This is a genomic window from Streptomyces sp. NPDC032721, from assembly GCF_055579625.1.
This window is the reverse complement of sequence record NZ_JBVIMX010000009.1, coordinates 247,144-266,061: the sequence shown is the minus strand read 5'-3', so window position 1 is coordinate 266,061 and position 18,918 is coordinate 247,144. Positions and strand designations below refer to the sequence as shown.

Annotated in this window: 16 protein-coding genes and 1 pseudogene; 9 read left to right on the top strand and 8 right to left on the bottom strand. The window is 72.5% G+C overall.

Annotated elements, in window-relative coordinates:
• Positions 1 to 137: 137 nt before the first annotated feature.
• Complete coding sequence (locus ACZ5PB_RS20750; RefSeq protein WP_468693094.1) at positions 138 to 938, bottom strand: TetR/AcrR family transcriptional regulator; 801 nt, start codon at positions 936 to 938, stop codon at positions 138 to 140.
• Between the two features lie 115 nt (positions 939 to 1,053).
• Between ACZ5PB_RS20750 and ACZ5PB_RS20745 the strand changes: the two genes are divergently transcribed.
• Together ACZ5PB_RS20745 and ACZ5PB_RS20740 are read left to right on the top strand one after the other, a co-directional pair.
• Entirely contained in the window at positions 1,054 to 2,319 is a 1,266-nt protein-coding gene (locus tag ACZ5PB_RS20745; protein WP_468693092.1) for an MFS transporter, read from the top strand.
• Between the two features lie 20 nt (positions 2,320 to 2,339).
• On the top strand, positions 2,340 to 3,278 hold the full coding sequence (locus ACZ5PB_RS20740; RefSeq protein WP_468693091.1) for an ADP-ribosylglycohydrolase family protein: 939 nt from the start codon (positions 2,340 to 2,342) through the stop codon (positions 3,276 to 3,278).
• 54 nt (positions 3,279 to 3,332) lie between these two features.
• Here ACZ5PB_RS20740 and ACZ5PB_RS20735 read toward each other — a convergent pair.
• Positions 3,333 to 4,190: pseudogene (locus ACZ5PB_RS20735) on the bottom strand (helix-turn-helix transcriptional regulator); the annotation flags it as partial.
• A 209-nt stretch (positions 4,191 to 4,399) separates the two neighbouring features.
• On the opposite strand from ACZ5PB_RS20735, the gene ACZ5PB_RS20730 reads away from it, so the two are divergent.
• The 3 genes from ACZ5PB_RS20730 to thpR all read left to right on the top strand — a co-directional run bounded on the left by ACZ5PB_RS20730 (position 4,400) and on the right by thpR (position 6,509).
• Positions 4,400 to 5,428, top strand: coding sequence for an alcohol dehydrogenase catalytic domain-containing protein (locus ACZ5PB_RS20730; RefSeq protein WP_468693089.1), 1,029 nt, complete (start codon positions 4,400 to 4,402; stop codon positions 5,426 to 5,428).
• Between the two features lie 80 nt (positions 5,429 to 5,508).
• Positions 5,509 to 5,922, top strand: coding sequence for a nuclear transport factor 2 family protein (locus tag ACZ5PB_RS20725; RefSeq protein ID WP_468693088.1), 414 nt, complete (start codon positions 5,509 to 5,511; stop codon positions 5,920 to 5,922).
• Complete coding sequence (gene thpR / locus ACZ5PB_RS20720; RefSeq protein ID WP_468693086.1) at positions 5,919 to 6,509, top strand: RNA 2',3'-cyclic phosphodiesterase; 591 nt, start codon at positions 5,919 to 5,921, stop codon at positions 6,507 to 6,509. The genes ACZ5PB_RS20725 and thpR overlap by 4 nt, the downstream gene beginning before the upstream one ends.
• Here thpR and ACZ5PB_RS20715 read toward each other — a convergent pair.
• Positions 6,497 to 7,471 (bottom strand): RNA polymerase sigma-70 factor, encoded by a 975-nt coding sequence (locus tag ACZ5PB_RS20715; protein ID WP_468693084.1) that lies wholly within the window; start codon positions 7,469 to 7,471, stop codon positions 6,497 to 6,499. The two genes, thpR and ACZ5PB_RS20715, sit on opposite strands and share 13 nt — an antisense overlap.
• A 387-nt stretch (positions 7,472 to 7,858) precedes the next feature.
• Between ACZ5PB_RS20715 and ACZ5PB_RS20710 the strand changes: the two genes are divergently transcribed.
• From ACZ5PB_RS20710 to ACZ5PB_RS20695, 4 genes are all read left to right on the top strand, one after another.
• A complete protein-coding gene (locus ACZ5PB_RS20710) occupies positions 7,859 to 8,881 on the top strand; it encodes a FecCD family ABC transporter permease (RefSeq protein ID WP_468693266.1) in 1,023 nt (340 codons plus the stop codon).
• Positions 8,881 to 9,681, top strand: a complete 801-nt coding sequence (locus ACZ5PB_RS20705) for an ABC transporter ATP-binding protein (RefSeq protein ID WP_468693083.1) — start codon at positions 8,881 to 8,883, stop codon at positions 9,679 to 9,681. Before ACZ5PB_RS20710 ends, ACZ5PB_RS20705 begins: the two co-directional genes overlap by 1 nt.
• A 67-nt stretch (positions 9,682 to 9,748) precedes the next feature.
• Positions 9,749 to 10,792, top strand: a complete 1,044-nt coding sequence (locus ACZ5PB_RS20700) for an ABC transporter substrate-binding protein (RefSeq protein WP_468693081.1) — start codon at positions 9,749 to 9,751, stop codon at positions 10,790 to 10,792.
• 97 nt (positions 10,793 to 10,889) lie between these two features.
• Entirely contained in the window at positions 10,890 to 11,507 is a 618-nt protein-coding gene (locus ACZ5PB_RS20695; protein WP_468693079.1) for a DUF2867 domain-containing protein, read from the top strand.
• Positions 11,508 to 11,526: 19 nt separating this feature from the next.
• Here the strand turns inward: ACZ5PB_RS20695 and ACZ5PB_RS20690 are convergent, their stop codons facing one another.
• The 5 genes from ACZ5PB_RS20690 to ACZ5PB_RS20670 form a co-directional block, all read right to left on the bottom strand.
• Entirely contained in the window at positions 11,527 to 11,994 is a 468-nt protein-coding gene (locus ACZ5PB_RS20690; RefSeq protein WP_468693077.1) for an SRPBCC family protein, read from the bottom strand.
• 209 nt (positions 11,995 to 12,203) lie between these two features.
• Positions 12,204 to 14,768, bottom strand: coding sequence for an FtsX-like permease family protein (locus ACZ5PB_RS20685; protein ID WP_468693075.1), 2,565 nt, complete (start codon positions 14,766 to 14,768; stop codon positions 12,204 to 12,206).
• Entirely contained in the window at positions 14,765 to 15,664 is a 900-nt protein-coding gene (locus ACZ5PB_RS20680; protein WP_468693073.1) for an ABC transporter ATP-binding protein, read from the bottom strand. The genes ACZ5PB_RS20685 and ACZ5PB_RS20680 overlap by 4 nt, the downstream gene beginning before the upstream one ends.
• A gap of 169 nt (positions 15,665 to 15,833) precedes the next feature.
• A complete protein-coding gene (locus tag ACZ5PB_RS20675) occupies positions 15,834 to 17,684 on the bottom strand; it encodes an APC family permease (protein ID WP_468693070.1) in 1,851 nt (616 codons plus the stop codon).
• Positions 17,685 to 17,811: 127 nt separating this feature from the next.
• A complete protein-coding gene (locus ACZ5PB_RS20670; RefSeq protein ID WP_468693068.1) occupies positions 17,812 to 18,906 on the bottom strand; it encodes a methyltransferase domain-containing protein in 1,095 nt (364 codons plus the stop codon).
• Positions 18,907 to 18,918 lie beyond the last annotated feature (12 nt).

Here is an 18,918-nt window from a genome sequence, read left to right as displayed (position 1 = left end):
GACGGCGCTCCCGGACGACCTATCGCCCCACCGTGGCCCCAGAGGGGAGCACCCATGTCGATACTGCGTTCACGGGTACCACCTCCTCGTTCTCTCGCACGGTCGCCGTGAGGCTAACAAGCGTGGGGCGTGGTCCGTCAACGGGTTTTCGCGGCGATGCCCGAGGTGAAGACCTCCACGGCGAACTCGAACTGGACCTCCGGGGTGGTGGGCTCCAGATCGGCCAGCCGGGTCAGATACGGCAGCTCGACGGCAGACCCGCCCCCGTCCTCCTCCTCCGGACTCAGCCACGGCGGCGGCACCGCGTCCAGGTCCGTACGGGACAGATGCGCGGGCGGACGGTCGTACGGGCCGTCGTGCAGCTCCACGAACCCGACGACCAGCCGCACGGCTTCCGTGCACGCCCGGTACGCGTCCGCCAGCGGCAGTCCCAGTTGCGCGAAGAAGCCGATCAGGGCGTCGACGTTGCGCAGCATCGTCGGGTGGCGGGCCATCGTGATGTTCTCGCGCAGCGCGAGCGTGGTCATTCCGGGGTGGCGGCGGTAGTGGGCGCGCAGGTCGAGGCAGTACTCGTGCAGACTCGCCCGCCACCGGTCGCGCGCCGGGTCCAGCTCCGGCGGTCGCCAGTCGGACTCGAAGAGTTCGGCGGCCAGGGCTATCAAGTCCCGCCGGTCCTCTACGTAGTTGTAGACCGCGCGGGGTGAAACCCCCAGCTCCGCCGCGAGCGAGCGCATGGTCAGCGCGGCCGGGCCGTGCCTGCCCAGGAAGTCAAGGGCGGCCCGCCCGACCGACTCGCGGGTGAGCGTGGCCCGCCCCTTGCGGTGGGTCGGCCGCCGCCGCGCCGGGGATCCGCCGCTCGGCGCCGGAGATCCGTCGCTCGGCGCCGGGGATCCGCCGTTCGTCACCGGGGCTTCGCCGCCCGTGGGAGTAGTCGTCATCGCACCGCCAGGCTAACAACCTCCCTCGAACTTCACACCTGTTGACTTTATCGACCCCGATCGGGAGAGTGGCCCGGGTAAGGCTCACCTAACCCCCAACTCCCCTGGAGCACCCGTGCGTTCGGCCCGCATCGCCATGGACCTGACCCCACTCCGCGACAGCCGGGACTTCCGGCTGCTCTACGCGGGCTTCCTCGGCGCGCTGCTCGGCACGCTGATGACCAGCGTGGCGGTGGCGGTCCAGATCTACGGGCTCACCGGTTCGTCGGCGGACATCGGGCTCGTCAGCCTGGCGCGGGCGTTACCGATGGTCGTCGGCGTACTGCTGGGCGGGGTGCTGGCGGACCGGCTCGACCGGCGGCTGCTGATGCTGGCCACCCGGCTGCCGCTGACCCTCGCGGCGGGGGCGCTCGCGGTCAACGCCACGCTCGCGGAACCGCGGTTGTGGCTGATCTATCTGGCCACCGGGGTGACGGGGCTGCTGGCCGGGCTCGGCGGTCCGGCCATGATGGCCGCGATACCGGCCCTCGTCGGCACCGAACGCCTCGCCGCGGCGGGCGCGTTGACCGCCGCGTCCACCCAGCTCGCGGCGCTGGCCGGCCCCGCGCTCGGCGGTGCGCTCATCGCGGGCCCCGGCCTGGCCTTCTGTTACGCGCTGGACGCGGTGGGTCTGCTGGGCTTCTCGCTGGCGCTGCTGTTCGTACGGAAGCTGCCGCCGGCCACCACCGGAGCGCCCAGGGGCGTACGGCAGGCCTTCGGCGCGGTGGCCGCGAGCCTGCGCTACGTACGCGGGCAGCGGCTCATCATCGGGCTGCTGCTCATCGACGCGGCGGCCATGGTCTTCACGATGCCGCAGGCGCTCTACCCGGTGCTCGCCGACGAACAGTTCGGCGGCGGGCCCGGGGTGGTGGGGCTGTTGTACGCGGCCCCCGCACTCGGCGCGCTGGTCGGCGCGGCCACCAGTGGCTGGACGGCGCGGGCGGGCGGGCACGCGCTGATCGGGGCGGTCCTGCTGTGGGGGCTCTCGCTGACCGGGTTCGGCATGACGTCCTGGCTGCCGGCCGCACTGCTGCTGCTCGCCCTCGCGGGACTGGGCGACCTGATCTCCGAGACGCTGCGCTCGGCGCTGCTCCAGCACCGTACGCCCGACGAACTGCGCGGCCGGGTCAGCAGCTTGTGGATGGTCCAGGCCACGGTCTCCCCCGCCCTGGGCAACGCCGCACTGGGCTTCCTCGCGGAGGCGACCGGCGCCCGCACGGCGGTGATCACCGGCGGCCTGGTCTGCGTCCTGGCCACCCTCACGGTCGCCGCCACCTTCCCCGCCCTGCGCCGCGCACGCCTCACGGAACCCACCACCGACCGGCCCCTGACCAACCGCTGATCCGCCGTTAACCTGCCCCGATGGAACGAATACAGCGGGTGCGGGGCACGGTCGTCGGTTCGGCGGTCGGGGACGCCCTGGGCGGCCCCTTCGAGTTCGGCCCTGCCGGAGCGTTCTCCGCGAAGCACCCCGTACCCGGCGGGGGCGGTGAGATGGCCGGGGGCGGCGGCTGGGACCCCGGCGAGGCCACCGACGACACGCAGATGGCCGTGCTCGTCGGTGAATCCCTGCTGGAGCGCGGCGAGTTGGACCTGCCGGACATTTTCGGCAGGTTCCAGCGGTGGGCGGCGGCCGAGCCCAAGGACATCGGCCTGCAGACCGAGGACGTACTGACCAACGGGAGCCCCTGGGACCTCGCTGCCCAACTCCACTTCCAGGTCAACATCTATGCGGCGGGCAACGGTTCACTGATGCGGGCCGCCACCTCCGCCGTCCGCTTCGCCCCGGCGGGCCGCACCGCCACCATGGACGCCGCCCGCCGGATCGCCGCCCTCACCCACGGCGACCGGGCCGCCTGGGAGGGCACCGCCGTCCTCCACGAGCTGGTCCGCATCGCGCTGGCGGGCGACGACCCGTTGCCCGCCCTGCCCGGGGTCCTGGCCCTCGTCCATCCCGACCACCGCGCACGGTACGAAGCGGTTCTCGCGCCCGACTGGCATCCCGGTCTGGCGACCGAGTTCAACGGTGCCGTCTGGCCCTGCCTGGGGTCCGCCGTCTGGGCGCTGCGTACGACCGGCGGCTTCGAGGACGCCCTACGGGCAGCGATCGACCTCGGCGGTGACACGGACACCGTCGCCGCGGTCACCGGCGCCCTGGCAGGCGCCCGCTACGGGATCGGCGCCATCCCCGCCCGCTGGACCGAACCGCTGCACGTCCCCCTGCCGGGGTTCGGCGGCCGGGTGCTGCGGCTGCCCGACCTGCTCCGCCTGGCGGACGGCCTCACCGGCCGAGGGGCCTGACGGTCTCGGGGTCAGGGCGGTGCCGGAGTCGGCGGGTGCCGGAGGTTCCGCGGTCCGGGGCGCGGTCATGTCGAGCAGGAGCAGGGCGTCGTGGCCGGGGGTGCCGGGTTCCGCGGTGTAGACGCCGATGCGCTGGCCGGGAGTGCCTTCGACGTGGAGGGACTGGCAGGTCAGGGTGACCGTCCCGACTTGCGGGTGTTGGAACGTCTTGTGGGCGGGCTTGCGGCCGGTCACTTCGTAGCGTTCCCACAGCCCCGCGAAGTCGGGGCTCTTGAGGAGGAGTTCGCCGACGAGGTTGGTGAGGTCGGGGGCGTCCGGGGCGGTGCCTGCGATGGCGCGCAGGCGGGCGACGCACGCGGTGATCTGCCGGTCCCAGTCGGGGAGGAGGTCGCGGGCTGCGGGATGGAGGAAGAGGTAGCGGGCGAGGTTGCGGCGCTTGGCGGGCCAGTCGTCCAGACCCGTGTACAGGGCGAGGCCGCCGGGGTTCCAGGCGAGCATGTCCATGCTGCGGCTGATGACGTAGGCCGGGTTCGGGCGCAGTGACTCAAGCAGCAGCTTCAAGTGCGGGCGCACGGTGCGGCTGGGCGTGGGCGGGGGTTCGGACAGGTAGCGGGCGGCGCGGGCTGCGAGGTCGCGGAGGTGCTGGTGTTCCTGGTCGTCCATGCGCAGGGCGCGGGCGAGGGAGTCGAGCACGGCCGGACTGGGCCGGGTCTCCTTGCCGCGCTCCAGGCGTACGTAGTAGTCGATGCTGATGCCGGCGAGGGTGGCCAGCTCCTCGCGACGCAGGCCTGGGGTGCGGCGGATGCCCGCCCCCACGGTCAGGCCGACGTGCTCGGGGCTGGTCTGGGTCCGGCGGGCACGCAGATAGCGGCCCAGCTCGGCGCCCTCGCTGTGCGCGCTCCGGGATGCCATGACTCCAGTCTTATCCGGTCGGTGCTCGCCGCGCAGACGCGAGGGGGGCCCTGTCATTACCCCCGAAGAGCCCGCCCTGCCACGCCTCCGCGATCCGGGCGACGGTGAATGAGCAAGACGCCCGCACCGAGGCCCGGGCCCGGATGCTCGAACGCTGACGCCGTCCCGCAGAAGCCAGCCCACCCCCCCCGTGAGGAGCAGTACCCCTGATGCGTGCAGCAGTGATGTACGGAGCCGGTGACGTCCGTGTCGAGGACCGGCCCGACCCGAAGATCGTCCAGTCGGCCGACGCGGTGGTGCGCGTCGTCGCCTCCTGCGTGTGCGGCAGCGATCTGTGGCCCTACGCGTCAATGCCCGCCACCCCCACCGGCCGCCCGATGGGACACGAGTTCCTCGGCGTCGTCGAGGAGACCGGCGCGGACGTGACCGGCCTGAAGGCCGGTGATCTGGTCGTCGCCCCGTTCACCTACAGCGACAATACCTGCGACTACTGCGCCAAGGGCCTGCACTTCTCGTGCCGCGACGGCGGCCGGTACGGCGTCGACGGCGTCGACGGGGGCCAGGGCGAGGCCGTCCGCGTCCCGCACGCGGACGGCACCCTGGTGAAGCTGCCGGTGGCCGCCGACTCCGCACTGCTGCCATCACTGCTCGCACTGTCGGACGTGATGACCACCGGCCACCACGGCGCCGTCACCGCCGGCGTCGGCCACGGCGACGCGGTGCTGGTGGTCGGGGACGGCGCGGTCGGCCTGTGCGCGGTGATCGCGGCCAAGCGGCTCGGTGCCGAGCGGATCGTGCTCGCCGGCCGCCACGAATCCCGCACCGTCCTGGGCCGCGCGTTCGGTGCCACCGACGTCGTCGCCGAGCGCGGCGAGGAGGGCATCGCCCGGATCCGCGAGCTGACCGGGGGCGTGGACAAGGTCATCGAGGCCGTCGGCACCCGCCAGGCCCTCGATACCGCGCTGGGTGCGGTCCTGGACGGCGGCACCATCAGCCGCCTGGGCGTTCCCCAGTACGAGCAGGGTCCGATCGGTCCGGCCGAGTTCAGGCGCAACCTCACCCTGACCGGCGGCGCCAGCCCTGCCCGCGCCTACATCGAGCAGCTGCTGCCCGACGTTCTCGACGGCACCATTGCCCCCGGCCGCGTCTTCGACCGGACCTTCCCCCTCGACCAGGCACAGGATGCCTACCGGGCCATGGCCGACCGTCAGGTCCTCAAGGCCCTCATCCGTCCCTGACCGCCCGCTCCCACCCACACGGCGCAGGAATGCGGCCATCGCCGGCGCCACGATCCGGGACAGGTACGTAGAGTGCGCGCATGACGTACGAGAAAACGACGGCGGCGGCCGGAGAGCGGGCGGGCCTGGAGGTCCGGGAGGTGCAGGAGGCCGTCGCGGCGGAGTTCCGGCTCCTCGATGCCGAGGTGCGGGCTTCGCGGGAGCGGGTGTCGGAGCTGCTGGACCCGGAGTTCGTCGAGTTCGGGGCGTCCGGGCGGCGTTGGGACGCGGCGACGATCCTCGACGTGACGAGTTCGGGGTCGGTGAGCGCGGAATCCCCGGTCGAGGTGCGCGAGATGACGGGCACCGTGCTCGCCCCCGGTCTCGTACACCTGACGTACTTCTCCGACAACGCGGGGCGCACGGCGTGGCGGAGCTCGCTGTGGCGGCTGACGGAATCGGGCTGGCGCATGTACTTCCACCAGGCGACGCCGACCCCGATCCCGGCCCGGTGAACGCGTCCCCCACCGTCCGCGTCTTCATCGCCCTCGCCCCGCCCGACGACGCCAAGGACGAGCTGGCCCGTGCACTGGGCCCGGCCTACGACGCGTACCCGGGGCTGCGCTGGAACCGCATCGAGGACTGGCACGTCACCCTGGCGTTCCTCGGCGAGCTCCCGGCCGGTTCGGTGCCCGCGCTGCGCCCGCCGCTCGCGGCCCTGGCGGCGGCCCGCCGCCCCCTCGAACTGGGCCTGACCGGCGGCGGCCACTTCGACGAACGGGTGCTGTGGAGCGGGATCGACGGCGATCTCGCGGGGCTGCACCTGCTGGCCACGGAGGTACGCGACCTGGTCAAGGAGTGCGGCATCCCCTTCGAGGGGCGTCCGCTGCGCCCGCACCTGACCCTCGCCCGCGCCCGCCGCACCGACACTGCCGCCGTGGTGGACTCCGCCGCCTCTCTCGCGGACTTCACGGGCAGTCGCTGGCGAACGGCACGTCTGCACCTGGTCGGCAGCAACATCGGGCGCGGGCCCGGACCGATCCGCTACACGGACATCGAGTCATGGGCCTTCAGAAGCGCGTGGGCGGATCACGGTTCCTGACGCGCCGCGAAGGCCAGCTTGTCGGGACTGACGACCGTCCGCACCCCGCTGACCAGCCCGCCCCTGAACTCCGGTACGACGACGGCGAACAGCTCCGCCCCGGTGTGGACGACCACCGCCGGCTCCCCGTTCGCCTCCGCGAACCCGATGCGGTACCGGTCCCCTGCCAGCTGGGACGCCATGCCCAGCAGATAGCGGAGCACCTTGTCCCGCCCGGTGACGGGCCTGCGGGCCGCCGACACCTTGCCGCCGCCGTCGGCCCAGGCGACGACGTCGTCGGCGAGCAGCGACTCCAGTCCCGCCACGTCGCCCTCGACCGTGGCGGCGAAGAAGCGCTCGACCAGCTTCCGCCGCTGCTGCTCGTCGACCTCGAACTGCCGCCGGGGACGGCCAAGTTGCTCCTGTGCGCGGCGCAGTAGCTGCCGCGAGTGGGCCTCCTCGACGCCGACCGCTTCGGCGATCTCCCGGTGGCTGTGCCCGAACGCCTCCCGCAGTACGAAGACCGCGCGTTCGGCCGGAGTGAGCCGCTCCATCAGGGTGAGCAGCGCAAACGACACGGAGTCGCGCTGTTCCGCCGTCTCCAGCGGCCCTAGCCGGTCGGCGACGGAGTACCCGAGTGCGAAGTCGCCACCGGCCGCACCGGTGAGCACCGGCTCGGGGAGCCACGGCCCGACATAGCGTTCGCGGCGGGCGCGGGCGGAGGTGAGGTGGTTGATGCAGAGGTTGGTCATGACCTTGGTCAGCCAGGCCGCCGGGGTACGGACGGCCGACACATCGGCCCCGCTCCAGCGCAGATAGGTGTCCTGCACGATGTCCTCGGCCTCGCTCGCCGAACCGAGCATGCGGTAGGCGAGCGAGAAGAGCCGCGCCCGCTGCGATTCGAACTCGGCTGCTGCTGCTGCTGATACCGCTGCTGCTGCGCTGTCGCTTCCGCTCCCGCTTTCGCTTTCGTGCGTGGTCATGTCCGCAGCATGCCAGGCAGCGCGGTGGTGCGGGCGGGCGGACCTGGTCCGACCCGGTCACGGGGACACCCGTTAAGCTGCGAGCCACCCCACGGGGGAAGTCCGGTCGAAGTCCGGCGCTGACCCGCAACGGTAAGGCGGAGCCCCAGCAGTACGGCTCCGTAAGCCCGATCACCCGTGGCGGTGACTGCTCCTGTCAATTCGCCGTGGACTGCGAAGAGGTGCTGGACTCGGCGCCCTGCGCCCTGGCCGCTCCTTGGGTTACGTACGTACACGGCCCGAGGCGAAGGCGAACCGCCTGTGGCCACCACCACGACGTCCCTCGTACGCGGACCCACGGCCGAAGCGGCCACCGCCCCACCCGGCGGGCGCACCCGTCAGGTCCCCCTGCCGCTGCTGCTCGTATCGCTGGCGGTCGCGCTGTTCGTCTCGCTCGTGTGCGGGGCCGGAATCGGGGCTTCCGGGCTGTCCTGGGGTGAGGTGCTGCGCTATCTCTGGGCCGGGCTGAGCGGCGGGAGCATCGTTCCCGAGCAGGTGCCCGCCTACACGATCATCTGGGAACTGCGGTTCCCGCGCGCCGTGCTGGCGGCGGTCGTCGGCGCGGGGCTCTCGGCGATCGGCGTCGCGGTGCAGGCCATGGTGCGCAACGCGCTGGCGGATCCGTTCGTGCTGGGGATCTCGTCGGGGGCGGCCGTCGGGGCCAACGCGGTGCTGATCTTCGGGGCGTTCGGGGCGCTCGGGGTGTGGGCGCTGTCCGGGGCGGCGTTCCTGTCGGCGCTGCTGGCGATGGTGCTCGTCTACACGATCGCGCGGACGCCGCGCGGTCTGACACCGCTCAGGCTGGTGCTCACGGGGACGGCGATGTACTACGGGTTCTCCGCCGTGACCACCTTCATGGTGTTCGCCGCCGAGCACGGCGAGGCCGCGCGCTCCGCCATGATGTGGCTGCTCGGCAGCCTCGGCGGGGCCAACTGGGCGTCCGTACCGATCGCGGCGGGTGCCGTGTTCGGCGGGCTGATCCATCTCGGGTGGTCGGCGCGACGGCTCAACGCCCTTGCCATGGGCGACGAGACGGCGGCGTCGCTGGGGGTGGATCCGGAGCGGCTGCGCAAGGAGCTGTTCCTGGTGTCGGCGGCCGTGACGGGGGCGGTGGTCGCGGTCAGCGGGGCCATCGGGTTCGTCGGGCTGATGGTGCCGCACGCGGTGCGGATGCTGGTCGGCGCGGACCACCGGAAGCTGCTCGCGGTCGCGCCGCTCGCCGGTGCGGTGCTGCTGATCTGGGTGGACGTGCTGTCGCGGGTGGTGCTCGCGCCGGTCGAGCTGCCGTTGGGCGTGCTGACGGCGGCGGTCGGGGTGCCGTGCTTCGTGCTGCTGATGCGGCGCCGTTCCTACACCTTCGGGGGCGTGTGATGAGGGTCGACGTGGAGGGCCTCGCGGTCGAGGTCGGGGGTGCGCGGCTGGTGGAGGACATCACGCTGCGGGCCGAAAGCGGACAGGTGGTGGGGCTCGTCGGGCCCAACGGGAGCGGCAAGTCGACCCTGTTGAGGTGCGTGTACCGGGCGCTGCGGCCGGCTGCGGGGTCCGTCAGGATCGACGGGGAGGACCTGGCCGGGCTGAGTGCGCGGGAGGGGGCCAGGCGGCTGGCCGCGCTGCCGCAGGAGGCGGTCACCGAGTTCGACTTCACGGTGGCCGAGGTGGTGGCGATGGGGCGGCTGCCGCACCAGCGTTCGGTGGCGCGGGCCACCGAGGAGGATCTGCGGGTGTGCGCGGACGCGCTGGCCCGGGTCGGGGCGGGCCATCTCGCGGAACGGGGGTTCCTCACTCTCTCCGGTGGCGAGAAGCAGCGGGTGCTGATCGCGCGTGCGCTCGCGCAGCAGCCGAAGGTGCTGGTGCTTGACGAGCCGACCAACCACCTCGACATCGCCCAGCAGTTGGAGGTCCTGGCCCTGGTCAGGGACAGCGGGCTGACCGTGCTCACCGCACTGCACGACCTCAATCTGGCCGCCCTGCACTGCGATCTGCTGTACGTCATCGCGGGCGGGCGGATCGTCGCCGACGGGGCGCCGCACGAGGTGCTGACGCCGGAGTTGCTCGCGGAGGTCTTCGGCGTACGGGCGCACCGGGTGCCGCATCCGGAGTCCGGCGCCGTACAGCTGCTCTTCGACCGGCTGCCGGCGCCGCTGGCCACTTCCGTAACGCCCGTCTCGTAGCACCCGTCTCGTAACGCCCCTCTCGTCACGCCCACTCACCCCTTTCCAGAAGGAGCCCTCGCACGTCATGAAGCGCAATCGCCCCGTACGCCCCGCCGCCCTCGCCCTCACCACCGCCGTGCTCCTCATCGCCACCGGCACCGGCTGCGGGGCCGAGGTCACCCCGGCCACGGACGGCAAGGACAAGAGCAAGGCCAAGGCCAACAGCCACTACCCCGTGACCATCCAGAACTGCGGGCAGCCGAAGACCTACACCAAGGCCCCGCAGCGCGTGGTCACCAATGACGTCGGCATCACCGAGATCATGTTCGCGCTCGGGCTCGCCGACCGCATGGCGGGCTTCGTGATGCCCGACGACAAGGGCGACCTCACCTCCGTCCCCTGGAAGGACGGCTACCAGAAGGCCAAGTGGCTCTCGAAGAAGACGATCAACAAGGAGCTGGTCCTCGACGCCCGCGCCGATCTCGTCTTCGCGGGCTGGAACTACGGCTTCAACGAGGGCGAGGGCTTCACCCCGGAGACGCTCGCCAAGGTCGGCGTCGACTCCTACCTGCTCAGCGAGTCGTGCCGCAACGGGCGCGGCAAGGCGCGCGGCGTGATGGCCCCGCTCGACGCGCTCTACACCGATCTGCGGAACCTCGGAAAGGTCTTCGACGTCGAGGAGCGCGCCGAGGCCCTCGTGACGAAGTTCGAGAAGCAGGTCGCCGACGCGCAGGCCGGGGCGCTGAAGGGCAAGGACCGGCCGCGCGTCTTCCTGTACGACGGCGGGCAGGACAAGCCGTTCACCTCGGGCGCGTACGCCGGGCCGCACGACATCATCACGCGGGCTGGCGGCGACCATGTGATGAAGGACCTCAAGGACAGCTGGGTGACGGTGGGCTGGGAGACCGTCGTGGCGCGCGACCCCGAGGTGATCGTGATCAACGACTACGGGGACACGAGCGCCGAGCAGAAGCGCGAGTTCCTGAAGTCGTACGCGCCGCTGGCGAACGTCTCGGCCGTGAAGAACGACCGGATCGTCGTCCTCGACTACGCGGACCTGGTGGAGAGCCCGCGCAACCCGGCGGCGGTCGCGTCACTGGCGAAGGACCTGAAGAAGTTCGCCAAGTAGGCGCACCGGAGGGAGAGTTGACCTAGCACCATCTATACGGCGCCGTACAGATGGTGCTAGGTTTTGTGTACGGCAACGTATAGACAGGGGCTCTGCCATGAAACTCCCCAGCTCTGCGCACACTTCCCGCCCGTGGCGGATCCATGAGATCGCCGACGACTTCCGGCTGGAGGACGTCTGGGCACTGCCCACCCCGGGCGGCCCGGACGATCTCGCCCTGCTGGTGGAGCAGTTCACCCGGGAGAGCAAGGGACGGGGGCCGCACGAGGGGTCCCCCGTCCCGCGCCTGCTCTTCGCGATCCGCTGGAAGCTGGGCGAGCTGTTCGGCTGGGACGAGCCCGGGAAGGGCATCGGCGGCCGAGTGGCCTCGCTGCGGGAGCGGCTGCCGGCGGACCTCCTCGAAGGGCCGCGCGGGAAGGACCTGAGCGCCGTGCCGTTCACCTTCGTCTACCAGACGCACGACGAGTGGGTCGCCGAGTTCGGCAACAGCACCGTGCACGGCCTGATGCACCTCGGCTGGATCCCGGACCGGGACCGCAAGGGCGGCTACCACGCCCAGATGGCCGTCCTGGTGAAGCCGAACGGCACGTTCGGCAACCTCTACATGGCGGGCATCAAGCCCTTCCGCTACCTGGGGGTCTACTCCACCTTCATCCGGGGCATCGGCCGCGAGTGGGAGGCGGGGGCGGCGGAGCGACGGAAGGCCGGCGCCTAGGTCGTGTCTGCGGCGGCGGTCACACCTGACGGTCGCCGGTCCGGGCTGCGGTGAGTGCCTTGTCGCCCGCGTCGAGGATGCTGGAGAAGGCGCGCGCGATGAGGGGCTTGCCGAGGTGGCGGGTGAGTGCCGGGCCGACGAGGGGGAGGCTGACCTCGAAGGTGGTCGACCAGGTGACCTCGGTGCCGCCGTCGACCTCGGCGAAGGTCAGACGGCCCAGTTCGTGCCTGGCGGGCGGGAAGCTGCGCTCGACGGTGTAGTCGAAGTCGTACGGCGGGTGGTAGGCGGTGATCCGCTCGCGGAACCAGCCGATGGTCCAGGTGTGCAGCCGTACGGCACCCGTGCCGTACGGCGCTTCCGCGCCCGGACGGGCCAGTCGGGCCTTGATGATGAAGGGCGAGCGGGCGTAGTTGGTGCTGGTGGCGCACCAGTCGAAGACTTCCTCGATCGGTGCGGCGATGACGCGTCGTACGGTCAGGGTCTCCATGGTGTCGTCGTCCTCTCCTGCTCTGGCTGCACTGGCTGCCGGTTCCGGCCTTCCGACCTGTTGACCCGGCGGCGGCCGGATCCGTGACGAGGGCGGAGGTGACGTGGATCACACGAGCCGGTGGCGTACGCGCCGAGTGACCACGGCCGGAACGGGCGGCGGCCCGGAAGCACGAGGTGCCTCCGGGCCGCCGCACGCGCCGTGCGCGCCTACTGCTTGCCCGCGCTCGCCTCCAGCGGGCGTACGCGCAGGAGTGCGCGGGTCGGCAGGCCCGTGGCCAGAACCGTCAGGAGTACGGCGCCGACGGCCAGCGGGGCGGCGATCGTCACCGGGATGTGCGGGCCCGCGCCGGTGATTCCCCGGGCGATCGGGAGCAGCGTCGTCCAGGCGATGGCGGCGCCGAGGAGGATCCCGGTGCCGGAGACCAGCAGGGCCTCCCAGCGCATCATGCCCTTGACCTGGCGGCGGGTGGTGCCGGTGAGGCGGAGCAGGCCGACCTCGCGGCGGCGGTCGAGGACGGTCATCACGAGGGTGTTGGCGGCGGAGATCGCGGCGAATCCGCCGAGGACCGCGGCCATCACGGTGTTGGCCCAGGCGCCGAGTTCCTGGGCGAGGTCCGCCTGGACCCCGTACCCGGCGGCGTCGGTGACCGTGGCGGCGGGGGCCACGGCCTTCAAGTCCCGTACGAGGGACGCCTGTTCGGCACCCGCGCCCGCCTTGACGTCGGTCTTGGCGTCGATGAGGATCTGGCTGTCGTACGGGGTCGTGACGTGCGCGGCGAGGGCGGCGCGCGGCATCAGGACCTGGCCGACGCCGAGGCCGCGGGTGTACGTGGCGACCAGTTTCGGCTTGACATGGGTGCCGTCGCCGAGGCGGAGCGGGACCCGGTCGCCGGTCTTGACCCCGAGGCTGTCGGCGAGTGCGGAGTCGAGGGCGACGGTGTCGCGGGCGGTGCCCAGTGCCGCGAGCGAGCCGGTACGCACGCCCAGGTCGAGGACCTTGGGCAGGTCGGCGGGGTTGCCGGAGATGCCGAGGGTGGTGGCGGTGGCGAGGTTGTCCATGGACTCGTAGACCGTGCCGGTACGGAGGATTCCGGTGGCGCTCGCCACGCCGGGCAGGGCGGCGGCGCGGGCGACCGTGCCGTCCGGGAGGCCGGGGCCCGCCGGGTCCGCCGGGGTGAGGACGTGGTCCGCGGTGACGGCGGCGGAGACGTTGCGGGCGGAGGCCTCACGGATGGTGCTCTGCATGAAGACGAGCGTGCCGCAGAAGGCGATCACCATGACCAGGGGGGTGATCGCGGACGCCAGCCGGCGGGCGTTCGCCGCGGAGTTGTCGGCGGCGAGCGAGCCGGGGGCCCCGGCCGCGCGCAGCGGGATGCCGAGGACGGTGGTGGCGAAGCGGGCGATCAGCGGGCCGAGCAGGGCGACGCCGACGAGGAAGCACATGACGACGCCGAGTGCGGTCTGTGCGGCCGCGTCGCCGTTGAGCTGTGCGGCGAGCGTGGCCAGGGAGACCCCGCCCGCGCAGAAGCCGATGCCGAAGCCGATCCGGACCTTGCCCGGTCCCGGCGGGGTCAGCGACGCCTCGCCGAGTGCCTGTCCCGGGCTGAGCTTCGCGGGGCGGCGGGCGGCCATCCGGCCCGCGCCGAGGGCGGCCAGGGTACTGAGGAGCACGGCGGCCACCACCGGCAGCACCCCGGTGCTGAGGGTGAGTTGGGACGGCACCGCACCGCGCGTGACGAGCTCGCCGAACCACCACTTCGCGAGGGCGTACCCGGGTACCGCACCGAGGAGTCCGGCGGCGGGGGCGAGCAGCATCGCCTCGGTGGCGATGGTGCGGCGGATCTGCTTGGGGGTGGCGCCGATCGCCCGCAGCAGGGCGAACTCGCGGGCCCGCTGGGTGACGGCGAGCGCGATCGTGCCCATGACGACGAAGACGGCGGTCATGGCGGCGACACCGCCGAAGGAGCCGCCGAGGCCGATGAGGTACGTCTTTCCGGCGGCCAGGGCGGGCAGTTCGGCCATGCCCCGGTCGTCGCCGGTGAGGACCTGGAGGTCCTGACCGGCCTTTCCGTACTTGCCGGTGGCCTGCTTCACCTGGGCGGCGAGCGCTTCCGTGCTGACGCCCTCCTTGGGCGTGACCAGGAGCGCGTCGGCCTTGCCCGGGTGCCCGGAGAGCCGTCCGGCCTCCGCGGCCTCGAACCACACGCCCGTACCGAGCGGGGAGGCGGCGGCGAGGCCGGAGACGCGGTAGGTGCCGGTGCCGGCCGGGGTGGTGAGGGCGATGCGGTCGCCGATCCTCGACTTGGCCTGTGCGGCGGCCTGCGGGGTGAGGAGCACCTCGCCGGGGGCGGGGGTGCGGCCTGCGGTGAGGGGGCTCGCGGCGGATGCGCTGCCTGCGCTCAGCGCGGGCTGCCGGCCGCCACCGGCGTCGTACCGTACCGGAAAGGACAGGTCGGGGACCGCGGTGGCGACGCCCGGGGCGGCGGCGACGCGGGCGGCCAACGCCGTGTCCACGCGGGCGCGTTCGGGCAGCGGGGCGTCGATGGTCTCCGTGTCGTCGGCGTGGACCACGGTGATCGAGGTGTACGGGTCGGCCGCGACGACCACCGGTGCGTGGGCGTACCGCTCCGGGGTGATCTTGGCCATGATGCCGGTCTGGAGGAGGGCGCCGCAGGCCGCTATGACGGCGGCGCCGAGGAGGAGGGCGACGAAGCTGCCCACGAAGGAGGCGGGGCGGAAGCGGACGGCCGCCCGTGCGAGGCCGTTGCTCACGCGGCGCTCCCGGCGTACTGGTTGCCGGAGTGCGGGCCGGCGGCGTGCGGTCCACCGGCGTACTGGCCACCGGCGTACTGGTGGCGTACCGGGAAGGACGAGGCGGCGGCGGTCAGGTGCGCCATGCGGTCGGCGACGGTCTGCGGGTCGGGGCGGTGCAGCTCGCCCGCGAGCGCGCCGTCGGCCAGGAACAGCACCCGGTCCGCGTGCGACGCGGCCACCGGGTCGTGGGTGACCATGACGACCGTCGCGCCCATCGCGTCGACGGCCCGCCGCAGCAGCCCGAGCACCTCCTGCGCGGCCCGGGTGTCGAGCGCGCCGGTCGGCTCGTCGGCGAACACCACCTCGGGTCCCGTGATCAGCGCGCGGGCGATGGCCACCCGCTGCTGCTGGCCGCCGGAGAGCTGGCCGGGGCGGCGGTCGCCGTGCTCGGGCAGCCCGACCTCGGCCAGCAGTTCCTGGGCGCGGCGGCGGTCCTGGCGCACCCCGGCGAGGCGCTGCGGCAGCAGGACGTTCTGCGCGACGGTGAGGGAGGGCAGCAGGTTGAAGGACTGGAAGATAAACCCGATGCGGGTGCGGCGCAGCTCGGTGAGCCGGTCCTCCCCGAGGCGGGTGATCGATTCACCGCCGAGGAGTACGTCGCCCGAGGTGGGCCGGTCGAGTCCGGCCGCGCACTGGAGGAACGTGCTCTTGCCGGATCCGGAAGGGCCCATCACGGCGGTGAAGCCCCCGCGCGGCAGGACGAGGTCGATGCCGCGCAGGGCGTGGACGGTGCCGGAGCCGCGCCCGTAACCGCGGGTGACGGACCTGAGCTCGACGGCGGCGGCGGCCGGGGCCTCGCTCCTGGGGCGCGGGTTGCGCGTCTCGGTGTGCGTACGGTCTCGACGCAAGGCCATGACGTCCCTCTTTCCACTGCTTCAGCTGTTGCATCCGCTACTTCCGCGGACACCTCCAACGGTAGGAAAAGGAGCCCTTGTGGACCATGGGGCCAACCACGCTCCGTGAGGTGGTGCTAGCCCCCCATCGGAACGGGCCGCCAGCCACCCCACACCACCCCACCCCGCCTCAGCCGGACGCCACGGGTCGCAGCCGCAGCCGCAGCCTGCACACCGCCGCGTCCGTGTCGCGCCGTACGGCGTGGGCGACGACCGCGCCGCGCTGGTTCTGCAGGATGCGCTGCCAGCGGTGCTCGGGCTCGACCTCCGGGATCAGTACGGTGATCCGGCTGCCGGGTTCGGCGGCCCGCAGCGCGCGTACGTAGTCGGCGACGGGGCGGCCCACGGTGCGGTGCGCGGAGGGGAGTTCGACGAGCGCGACGCCGGGGTTCCACAGCTCCCAGTCGCGGAGCAGGGCGACGGCACTCTCCCGGTCCTCGGGTTCGGAGTGAGTGACGGTGACGGCGTGCACCTCGTCGCCGAGCGAGACGGCGGCGTTCAGCGCCTCGCTGGTGAGCCGGGAGAGACCGGACACCGGGACGACGACCAACGAGCGCGCCCGGTGCGGCCCTTCGGGGATCCGGCCGATCCCGAGCCGCTCGCCGATCCGCCCGTACGCCCGCCGTACCGCCTCGAAGGCGAGCACGAGCAGCGGCAGCGCGACGACGATCAGCCATGCCCCGTCATGGAACTTGGTGGCGGTGACCACGAGCGCGGAGACCCCGGTGAGCAGCGCCCCCAGCCCGTTCAGCAGCGCCTTCCCGGCCCACCGGGGGCCGCGCTCCCGCCGCCAGTGCAGGACCATGCCGGTCTGCGCGATCGTGAAGCCGACGAAGACGCCGATGGCGAAGAGCGGGACGAGGGTGTTGGTGTCGCCGCCGGAGAAGACGAGCAGCGCGGCGGAGATCCCGGCCAGGGTGAGGACGCCGTGCCGGTGGACCTGCCGGTCTGCCTTGAGGGCGAAGACGTGCGGCAGGCAGTGGTCGCGGGCCAGCAGCTTGAGGAGGACGGGCAGGCCGCCGAAGGAGGTGTTGGCGGAGAGGGCGAGCAGGGTCATGGTCGCGAACTGGATGACGTAGAACGCCCAGTTGTGCCCGAGCGAGGCATCGGCGAGCTGCGCGAGCACGGTGACGCCCTCCACGGGCTGGAGCCCGAACCGCGAGATGAGGACGGCCAGCCCGATGAGCATCACCCCGAGGACCGCCCCGAGCGCGACCTCCGCCCGCTGGGCATGCCTGGCCCGCGGACTGCGGAAGGAGGGCACGGCGTTGGCGATCGCCTCGACGCCGGTCAGCGCGGAACACCCGGCGGCGAACGCCTTCAGCAGGAGGAGGGCGCCGACGGTGGTGGCGTTGTCGGCGAGTACGGAGGGGTGCCCGGCGGCCGTGGCGGTGGAAACGGGCCCGTCGCGGAACAGCCCGACGGCGATGAGCACGAGTATCGAGACAACAAAAACAGCCGTCGGCACGATGAACGCCCGCGCCGACTCGGCGATCCCGCGCAGATTGACGGCGGTGACAAGAACCAGCACCCCGAGGCAGAGCCAGAGCCGGTCGCCGTACAGCGCGGGAAAGGCGGAGGTCAGCGCGGCGACACCGGCGGTCACGGCGACCGCGACATTGAGTACGTAGTCCAGCACGAGGGAAGCCGCCGCCACCAGACTCGTACGGCGCCCGAGATGAGCCTTCGCGACGGCGTACGACCCGCCCCCGTCCGGAAACGCGGCAATCACCTGCCGATAGGACGCCACCAGCACGGCGAGCAGCCCGGCGATGCCGAGCGTAACGGGCAGCGTGAACCCCAGCCCGTACCCCCCGGCCGCCGCCAGCACGAGCACGATCGCCTCGGGCCCGTACGCCACGGACGCCATGGCATCGAGCGAGAGGGCGGCGAGCCCGGTGAGGGTGGTGAGCCGATGACGGTCCCCACTGTCAGACGGCTCCTCCCGTCGGTCGACGGACTCCACGGTCTGAACAGACATCTGCAAGTACTCCTTCTCGCGCAGGTCCGCTCAGGTTGTGCCAGCTCAGGACAGCTTCCGCACCATCCTTGCGCGTTCTTCGCGCCGAAGGGGACATCCTTGTCGACCTCTTGACGCCGGCACGTGGCTACGACGTCACTGCCGCTGCCTCCGCGACCTCCGCCACGACCACGTACAACGTCACCGAAGCGAAGAACGGCCCCGCTTCGAGGTGGCCGAGCCACTCCTGCGCCGCCCCGGCGGTGAGATGTCCGGCCGCCACCGCCCGCTCGGTGTTCCGCTTCAGCCCCAGAATGCGGTCGGCTGCCTCCGCGTCGCGGAACACCGAGGTGACCGGGACGACGGCCGGCACCTCGAAGCCCGCTGCCAGGGCCAGGCGGGGCAGTTGGCGGCCGATGACGCCGTTGTGCACGACCTTGTCCGTGAGGTGGCGGGTGTACGCGCGGGAGAGTACGAGGTCCGGGTGGTCGATGGCCAGCGAGTCCCAGTCGGGCTCGCCCATGACGAGCCGGCCGCCGGGACGCAGTACGCGGCGCGCTTCCGCCAACACCCGCGCCGGGTCCGTCACATGCTGGAGCCCGCGGTCGGTCCGGGCCCGGTCGATGCTGCCGTCCTCCAACGGCAGCGCGTGCACGTCCCCCAGGCGTACGTCGACCTGCGGCATCCCCTTCGTCCGCTCGCGCGCCCGCCCCGCCATCTCCGCCGCGGACTCGATCCCGATCACCCGCCCGCCGGGCCCGACCGCCCCGGCGAGCGCACCGAGGTCGGAGCCCGAGCCGCAGCCCAGGTCGAGTGCGGTGTGCCCCGCGCCGACGTCCAGCGCGTCGAGCATGACGCGCTTGTACGCATGGGCCTCGTCTGTCGCGGCCAGCCTGTCGAGGTAGTCGACGGGGTCGGGCACCGCCGTCTCGAACACCACCCGCTCCGAGACCCGCGCCATGGTCCGCGCCTTGCTCTCCAGCAACTCGCGCCCCTCACGCGTGAGCCGCACCGGCCGCCGACGCCCCTCCCCCTCCACCGGCTCCACCAGCCGCTTCGCCTCCAGCCGCGCGAGTGCCCCGTAGAGGCTGCCGGCCCCGAGGCGGCGCCCGGTGACCTGCTCGATGGCGGCGTTGACCGCGTAGCCGTGCAGGGGTCCGTCGGCGAGTGCCCACAGAACGAGGGTCTGGGCGTCATTGGTCTGCCCGGCAGTCTGCCCGGCAGTCTGCGCGTTGGTCTGCACGGCGGCTCCTCG

Excerpts from the sequence above, each read along its gene's own strand:
- ACZ5PB_RS20730 (WP_468693089.1), top strand. The coding sequence starts at position 4,400 with ATGCGTGCAGCAGTGATGTACGGAGCCGGTGACGTCCGTGTCGAGGAC.
- ACZ5PB_RS20675 (WP_468693070.1), bottom strand. The coding sequence starts at position 17,684 with ATGTCTGTTCAGACCGTGGAGTCCGTCGACCGACGGGAGGAGCCGTCT.
- ACZ5PB_RS20680 (WP_468693073.1), bottom strand. The coding sequence starts at position 15,664 with ATGGCCTTGCGTCGAGACCGTACGCACACCGAGACGCGCAACCCGCGC.
- ACZ5PB_RS20715 (WP_468693084.1), bottom strand. The coding sequence starts at position 7,471 with ATGACCACGCACGAAAGCGAAAGCGGGAGCGGAAGCGACAGCGCAGCA.
- ACZ5PB_RS20695 (WP_468693079.1), top strand. The coding sequence starts at position 10,890 with ATGAAACTCCCCAGCTCTGCGCACACTTCCCGCCCGTGGCGGATCCAT.
- ACZ5PB_RS20705 (WP_468693083.1), top strand. The coding sequence starts at position 8,881 with ATGAGGGTCGACGTGGAGGGCCTCGCGGTCGAGGTCGGGGGTGCGCGG.
- ACZ5PB_RS20725 (WP_468693088.1), top strand. The coding sequence starts at position 5,509 with ATGACGTACGAGAAAACGACGGCGGCGGCCGGAGAGCGGGCGGGCCTG.
- ACZ5PB_RS20750 (WP_468693094.1), bottom strand. The coding sequence starts at position 938 with ATGACGACTACTCCCACGGGCGGCGAAGCCCCGGTGACGAACGGCGGA.
- ACZ5PB_RS20700 (WP_468693081.1), top strand. The coding sequence starts at position 9,749 with ATGAAGCGCAATCGCCCCGTACGCCCCGCCGCCCTCGCCCTCACCACC.
- ACZ5PB_RS20740 (WP_468693091.1), top strand. The coding sequence starts at position 2,340 with ATGGAACGAATACAGCGGGTGCGGGGCACGGTCGTCGGTTCGGCGGTC.
- ACZ5PB_RS20690 (WP_468693077.1), bottom strand. The coding sequence starts at position 11,994 with ATGGAGACCCTGACCGTACGACGCGTCATCGCCGCACCGATCGAGGAA.